The organism is Micromonospora sp. SL4-19, from assembly GCF_047921475.1.
Classification (GTDB): domain Bacteria; phylum Actinomycetota; class Actinomycetes; order Mycobacteriales; family Micromonosporaceae; genus Micromonospora.
In genome coordinates, this window is the sequence record NZ_JBLROB010000032.1 from 60,691 (window position 1) to 67,249 (window position 6,559).

7 protein-coding genes are annotated in these 6,559 nt (G+C 71.6%); 2 read left to right on the forward strand and 5 right to left on the reverse strand.

Annotated features, from left to right (window positions below):
• Genes ACNAVT_RS27110 through ACNAVT_RS27130 form a run of 5 tightly spaced genes read right to left on the reverse strand, consistent with a single transcriptional unit; the run spans position 1 to position 4,089 of the window.
• A complete protein-coding gene (locus ACNAVT_RS27110) occupies positions 1–468 on the reverse strand; it encodes an MFS transporter (RefSeq protein ID WP_416300250.1) in 468 nt (155 codons plus the stop codon).
• Entirely contained in the window at positions 469–861 is a 393-nt protein-coding gene (locus ACNAVT_RS27115; RefSeq protein ID WP_416300252.1) for a universal stress protein, read from the reverse strand.
• A complete protein-coding gene (locus ACNAVT_RS27120; protein WP_416300253.1) occupies positions 858–2,360 on the reverse strand; it encodes a tripartite tricarboxylate transporter permease in 1,503 nt (500 codons plus the stop codon). The genes ACNAVT_RS27115 and ACNAVT_RS27120 overlap by 4 nt, the downstream gene beginning before the upstream one ends.
• Positions 2,360–3,085, reverse strand: coding sequence for a tripartite tricarboxylate transporter TctB family protein (locus tag ACNAVT_RS27125; RefSeq protein ID WP_416300255.1), 726 nt, complete (start codon positions 3,083–3,085; stop codon positions 2,360–2,362). Before ACNAVT_RS27125 ends, ACNAVT_RS27120 begins: the two co-directional genes overlap by 1 nt.
• Complete coding sequence (locus tag ACNAVT_RS27130) at positions 3,082–4,089, reverse strand: Bug family tripartite tricarboxylate transporter substrate binding protein (protein WP_416300257.1); 1,008 nt, start codon at positions 4,087–4,089, stop codon at positions 3,082–3,084. The genes ACNAVT_RS27125 and ACNAVT_RS27130 overlap by 4 nt, the downstream gene beginning before the upstream one ends.
• A 99-nt stretch (positions 4,090–4,188) precedes the next feature.
• Between ACNAVT_RS27130 and ACNAVT_RS27135 the strand changes: the two genes are divergently transcribed.
• Positions 4,189–5,841, forward strand: coding sequence for an ATP-binding protein (locus ACNAVT_RS27135; protein WP_416300259.1), 1,653 nt, complete (start codon positions 4,189–4,191; stop codon positions 5,839–5,841).
• Positions 5,838–6,515: a response regulator gene (locus tag ACNAVT_RS27140; RefSeq protein WP_416300261.1), complete on the forward strand. Its 678-nt coding sequence runs from the start codon at positions 5,838–5,840 to the stop codon at positions 6,513–6,515. Before ACNAVT_RS27135 ends, ACNAVT_RS27140 begins: the two co-directional genes overlap by 4 nt.
• Positions 6,516–6,559 lie beyond the last annotated feature (44 nt).

The following is a 6,559-nucleotide window of genomic DNA, read 5'->3' on the forward strand; positions in this document are numbered from 1 at the left end:
TCAGGCCGGGGCCGAGCGCCTGGCCAGGGAGGCCGCGAAGGTGTAGTAGCCGAACGCCGCGTCGTACCGGTGCGCCGGGGTGCGGTTGGCGACCAGCGCCTGCTGGGCCACCACCGCGCAGAGGTGCGCGGTGCCGAGCAGCATGCTGGCCGCCACCAGACCGGCCACCGAGCCGGCGAACAGCACGAAGCCGAGGCCGGCGGCGGCGAGCAGGACCGACCCGGCGAGTGCGATCCGGCGCTCGCCGAACCGGTCGACCGCGTGTCCGGAGGGGACGGCCAGCACCAGCGGTACGACGGCGAAGCTGGCCCCGAGCACGCCCAGCCACGCTCCCGGCACGTCCAGCTCGAGCGCCCGGTACGCGGACGCCGGCCGGAGCATGAAGGTGACCGCCTGCACCACGATCGTGTGCGCGAGCAGCAGCGCGGTCTGGGCGCGCCCGGGGACCGCGAAGTCCCCGGGCGCCACTCAGCCGGCCTTCACCGCGAGGACCGGGCAGGGCACCCGGAGCAGGATCTCCTGGGCGCTCGACCCCATGATCAGCTTCCCGACCGGGGTGCGGTGCCGGATGCCGATCACGACCAGCGACACGTCCTCCGCCTCGCAGATCTCGACGATCTCCTCGGCCGTGTCCCGGCCTCGCATGAGCTGCCGCACGTCGTGCGGCACCCCGGCGGCGACCAGTTCGCGAGTCACCCGCTCCAGGTCGGCCTCCTGGGCGAGGCGCGGGTCGGCGTACGCGTCACCCCGCGAGGTGTTCACCACCAGCACCGGCTCATTGCGGAACCGGGCCTGCTCGATCGCCGCGTGCAGGGCGGCCTCGCCCAGCGGCGAGGGCACGTAGCCCACCAGGATGGTCATCCGGTCACCAACCTTCCCCGCAGCGGCCGGACCACGAACCGACCGATCAGCGGCCAGAGCAGCACCACGGCGATCGCGGCGTAGATCACCCAGGACACCCAGCCGCCGATCAGGCCGTGCAGCTCGCCGCCGGAGAGCTGCAGCGCCCGTCGGCCGTGCAGCTCGGCGCGCGGGCCGAGGATGATGCCGACGATCAGCGGCAGGATCGGCAGGCCGAAGCGACGCATGCCGAAGCCGAGCAGGCCGAGGGCGAGCAGCAGGAACAGGTCGAACGGCTGGGCGTTGACCGCGTACGCGCCCATCGAGGCGAAGAAGATGATCCCGGCGTAGAGGTACGGACGCGGGATCCGCAGCAGCCGGGCCCAGGCCGGGGCGAGCGGCAGGTTGAGCACCAGCAGCAGCAGGTTGCCGATGAAGAGGCTCGCGATCAGCGTCCAGACCAGCGTGGACTCCTGCTCGAAGAGCAACGGCCCGGGCTGGATGCCGAACTGTTCGAAGGCGGCCAGCATCACCGCGGCGGTGGCGTTGGTGGGCAGGCCGAGGGCCAGCATCGGCACCAGGGTGCCGGCGGCCGAGGCGTTGTTGGCCGCCTCCGGCCCGGCGACGCCCTCGATCGCGCCCTTGCCGAACTCCGCCTTGTGCTTGGAGAGCTTCTTCTCGGTGATGTACGACAGGAAGGTCGGGATCTCCGCCCCACCCGCCGGCACCGCGCCGAACGGGAACCCGAACGCGGTGCCGCGCAGCCAGGGCTTCCAGGACCGCTTCCAGTCCTCCCGGCCCATCCACGGCTGGCCGACCGGGATCACCTCACCGGACTTGCGGCGCAGGTGGGCGGCGATCCAGAGCGCCTCGCCCATGGCGAAGATGCCGACCGCCACCACGACCACGTCGATGCCGTCGATGAGCTGCGGAATCCCGAAGGTGAGCCGCTGCTGACCGGTCTGATCGACCCCGATCACGCCGATGATCAGGCCGAGCAGCAGCGAGGCGAAGCCGCGTACCCGGGACGCGCCGAGCACCGCGGTGACCGCCACGAACGCGAGCAGCATCACGGCGAGGTACTCGGGCGAGCCGAGACTGACCGCGAATTTCACCACCGGCGGGGCGACCAGCACCAGCAGCAGCGTGGCGATGGTGCCGGCGACGAACGAGCCGATCGCGGCGGTGGCCAGCGCCTGGGCGGCGCGCCCGGCCTTGGCCATCTTGTTGCCCTCGATCGCGGTCACCACCGATGACGACTCGCCGGGGGTGTTGAGCAGGATCGAGGTGGTCGAGCCGCCGTACATGCCGCCGTAGAAGATGCCGCAGAACATGATGAGCGCCGAGGTCGGCCCCATCCCGTAGGCGACCGGCAGCAGCAGCGCCACCGTCATCGCCGGGCCGATGCCGGGCAGGACGCCGACCGCGGTGCCGATGGTCACGCCGAGCAGCGCGATCAGCAGGTTCATCGGGGTCAGCACATGACCGAACCCGTCGAGCAGATTGCCCAGGTTTTCCATTACAGGATCCCTTGCAGTACGCCGGCGGGCAGGCTGACACCGAGCCCGATGGCGAAGGCGTAGAACGTGATCAGCGACAGCGCGACGGAGATCAGCAGGTTCCGGAAGTAGTGGCGGTTGCCGAGCGCGTACGCCGAACCCCAGAAGAGGATCGTCCCGCTGATCACCCAGCCGAGCCGGTCGATGAGCACCGCGTTGACCAGGAACGCCCCGATCAGCAGCAGCACGGTCCGCCAGTCGATCCGGGTGCTCAGGTCGACGTCCTCGCCGGCCTCCGCCTCACCGGCGCCGCCACGGGCCACGTCCACCGCATAGATCGCGGCGACGATGAGCAGCAGCACGCCGAGCAGGATCGGCACCGGCTTCGGGCCGATCGGGTCCGCACTGTTGATCGCCTGCCCGACGCGCGTCGTCGCGTCGAAGATGACCAGGCCGCCGACCAGGGCCAGGAACGCGCACATCCCGTACTGCGCCCGGTCCCGCTTGGGCGCTGGGCTCTCCGCCGCCGACCCGTCACCGTCCGGCAGGTCGCCTGCGGGGGGTACCGCCGATCCGGCGGGCTGCCCCGCCGGATCGGCGGCCGGCGGGTCCGCGACCGGGGCGGGCGCGGGGGGCAGTCCGCCCGTCTCCCGGTCCGGCGGCGCCGCCTGGTCCGGCACGATTGATGCGGCCGGCCGGGGCGGCTGGTCGCCGCCCCGGTCCGGTCGGGTCGTCCTGTCGGTCATGCCAACCCGAGCTGCTTGAGGATGTCGGCAACCGCCTTGTCCTGCTCGGTCAGGAAGGTGCCGAACTCGTCACCGGTGATGAAGGCGTCGGTCCAGCCGCGCTTGGCCAGCTCGGCCTTCCACTCGGCGGAGTCGTGCATCTTCGTCAGCACGTCGATCCACACCTTCTTGTCGGCGTCGCTGATCCCGGGCGGCGCGACGATGCCGCGCCAGTTGGTGAAGACCAGGTCGATGCCGGACGCCTTGAGGGTCGGCACGTCCTTGAGCACCTCGATCGGCGCCTCGCTGGTCACCGCGAGGACCCGGATCTGGCCGGCCTCGACCTGCTTGAGGAACTCGCCGAAGCCGCTGGCGCCGAAGGCGACCTTGCCGCCGAGCAGGGCCGGCAGCAGCTCGCCGCCGCCGTCGTACGAGACGAAGTTGACCTGGCGGGGGTCGATGCCCACGGTCTTGGCGAGCCGCATGGGCAGCAGGTGGTCCGGGCCGCCGGGGGACGAGCCGCCGCCGACCGCGATCTTCTTGGGGTCGGCCTTCCAGGCCGCGATCAGGTCGTTGATGTTCTTGTACGGGGAGTCCTTCGGCACCACGATGGCGCCGGCCTCCTCGATCATCTTGGCCAGCGGTGTGGTCTGGGTCAGCGTCGCCGCCGACTTCGAGGTGTAGGAGGCACCGACCACGCCCAGGCCCATCTGCATGGCGAGCTTGCCGTTGCCCTTCTCGTTCACGGTCCGCTGGAGGCCGACCGTCCCGCCCGCGCCGGGCAGGTTGAACACCTGCACGCCGGTGGCGATCTTGGCGTCCTCCATCACCTTGGCGGCGGTGCGGGCGGTGGTGTCGTACCCGCCACCGGGGGTGTTCGGGACCATGATCCGCAGTCCGGTGACCGGCTTGCCGTCGTCACCGGAGCCGGCTCCACCCTTGTCGGCGGTGGCCCCGCAGGCCCCGAGGGCAAGCGCCGTCGCAGCGGCCACGCCCATGACCAGCACGTTTCTCCGAGTTGCCATCATGTTTCTCTTCCGTTTCGAATGAGTCCGGCGGCAAGATGGTGGCGCGCGGGCAGGCCCCTTGTCTGCGTTGTGTCACCATCGGAAGTTGAGGTCTTTGTGGTCGCGGTCACGTCCCGGCGGCGTACGCTCGCCGGGCAGCTGCTCGTCCTCCAGCTCGCGATCATCGTCGTGGTGCTGGCGGCGGTCGCGGCTGTCTCGCTGGCCCAGTCGGCGGCCACCTTCAACCGAGTCGAGGGGCGCCGGGTCGCCGCACTCGGCGAGGAGCTCGCCAGCAGCCCGCTGCTGCGCGACCAGCTCAACCAGCCCGCGCCCACCGAGGCGATCGCCCCGCTGCTGCAGAACACGCTGATCCGGTCCGGGGTGACCGCCGTGACCGTGGCGAACGACCGGGGCCGGGTGGTCAGCTCGACAGACCCGACCCTGATCGGCAGCCCGGTGGTGCTCGGCGACCCCTGGGTGGCACAGGGCCGGAGCTGGTTCGGCGAACTGGAGGTCGGCGGCACCCGGCAGCTGGTGGCCCAGGTGCCGGTGCTCGGAGACCGGAAGGGGGTGAACCTCGGGCGGTACCTGGGCATGGTGGTCGTCGGCGAGAGGTCGCCCACCTGGTCGGAACGCCTGGTCGGGGCTTCCTCGTACCTGCTCACCTATCTGGGAATCGCCAGCGGGCTCGGCGTGGTCGGGTCGTGGCTGCTGGCCAGGCGGATCAAGCGGCAGACCCTCGGCCTGGAGCCACGGGAGATCGCCGGGCTGGCCGAGCACCGGGAGGCACTGCTGCACGGCCTCGCCGAAGGGGTCATCGCGCTGGATCCGCAGCAGCGCGTCACCCTCGTCAACGCGGTCGGCCGGCGGCTGCTCGACCTGCCCGAGGACTGCCTCGGCCGCAGCCTCCGCGAGCTACGGATCAGCGGCCGGCTGCGGGACGTGCTGGCCGGCAGCGGCCCGGAGGCCCGGGACCAGGTGGTGGTCAGGCGCGGCCGGGTGCTGGTGATGAACCGGATGACGGTCCGCAAGGACGGCCGCCGGCTGGGCTCGGTCACCACGCTGCGCGACCGTACCGAACTCGCCCGGCTGGAGCAGGAGCTGGGCTCCTTCCGCAGCACCGCCGAGCTGCTCCGGGCGCAGACCCACGAGTTCGCCAACCAGTTGCACACCATTTCCGGGCTGATCCAGATCGGCGAGCACGACGAGGTGGTCCGATACGTGGACGCGCTGAGCCGACACCGCGCGTCGCTCGACCTGACGGTCACCAGCCGGATCCATGACACGGCGATCGCGGCGCTGCTCATGGCGAAATCGGCGGTGGCCGCGGAGCGCCGGGTGGAGCTGCGGATCTCCGACCGGACCGGGCTGGACCGGCTACCGGCGGAGCTGTCGGCGGACGTCGCCACCGTGCTCGGCAACCTGGTCGACAACGCGGTCGAGGCGGTGGCAGGCGGCCAGGAGGCGGCCGGGGACCCGGCGGAGCAGCCCGCCTGGGTGGAGGTCGAGCTGCGCCGGGACGCCGCCTCGGTGGAGATCGTCGTCCGCGACTCCGGCCCCGGGGTCGCACCTGAGCTGGCGCAGGAGGTCTTCACCCACGGCTTCACCACCAAGGCCGCACAGGGCGGCGAGCGCGGTATCGGCCTGGCACTCACCCGCCTGGTCTGCCATCGTCGCGGCGGCGAGATCGCGGTGACGAACACCGACGAGGGCGCGATGTTCACGGCCCGGATGTCGGTGCTGGTCAATGTGTTGGAGGAGGCGCGATGATCGACGTGCTCGTGGTCGATGACGACTTCATGGTTGCCCGAATCCACCGCGGCTTCGTCGAGCGGGTCGCCGGCTTCCGGGTGGTCGGCACCGCCAGCACCGGCGAGCAGGCGGTCGCCGCGGTCGACGAGCTCCGGCCCGACCTGATCCTGCTCGACCTCTACCTGCCCGATATGTTCGGCCTGGACGTGGTGACCCGGATCCGAGCCGCCCGGCACGACTGCGACGTTCTGGTGATCAGTGCCGCCCGCGAGGCCGAGGCGGTACGCCGGTCCGTCCGCTACGGCGCGGTCAACTACCTGCTCAAGCCGTTCGGCTTCGACGAGCTGCGCACCCGACTCGAGCAGTACGCGACCCGGCGCGCCACGCTGCGCGCGGCGGTGGTCGCCGACCAGGCCGACGTCGACCGGGTGCTCTCGCGCAGCGGCTCCGTGGCGGCCACCGCCCCGGCCCTGCCGCGGGGACTCAGCTCGGAGACCGCCGAGCTGGTGGAACGCGCCCTGCGTGGGCACGACGGGACCCTCTCGGCCAGCGAGTGCGCCGACCGGGTCGGCATCTCCCGGGTCAGCGCGCGCCGCTATCTGGAGCACTTCTCCGGCACCGGTCAGGTCGAGGTGGCCCTGAAGTACGGCGCGGCTGGCCGCCCCGAGCGCCGCTACGCCTGGGTGGCCTGATCGGCTATCGATGGTTGCTCATGGGGGGTTGGTTGCTCTTGGGG

Coding starts and splice junctions, on each gene's coding strand:
- ACNAVT_RS27115 (WP_416300252.1), bottom strand. CDS start 861: ATGACCATCCTGGTGGGCTACGTGCCCTCGCCGCTGGGCGAGGCCGCC.
- ACNAVT_RS27120 (WP_416300253.1), bottom strand. CDS start 2,360: ATGGAAAACCTGGGCAATCTGCTCGACGGGTTCGGTCATGTGCTGACC.
- ACNAVT_RS27125 (WP_416300255.1), bottom strand. CDS start 3,085: ATGACCGACAGGACGACCCGACCGGACCGGGGCGGCGACCAGCCGCCC.
- ACNAVT_RS27130 (WP_416300257.1), bottom strand. CDS start 4,089: ATGGCAACTCGGAGAAACGTGCTGGTCATGGGCGTGGCCGCTGCGACG.
- ACNAVT_RS27140 (WP_416300261.1), top strand. CDS start 5,838: ATGATCGACGTGCTCGTGGTCGATGACGACTTCATGGTTGCCCGAATC.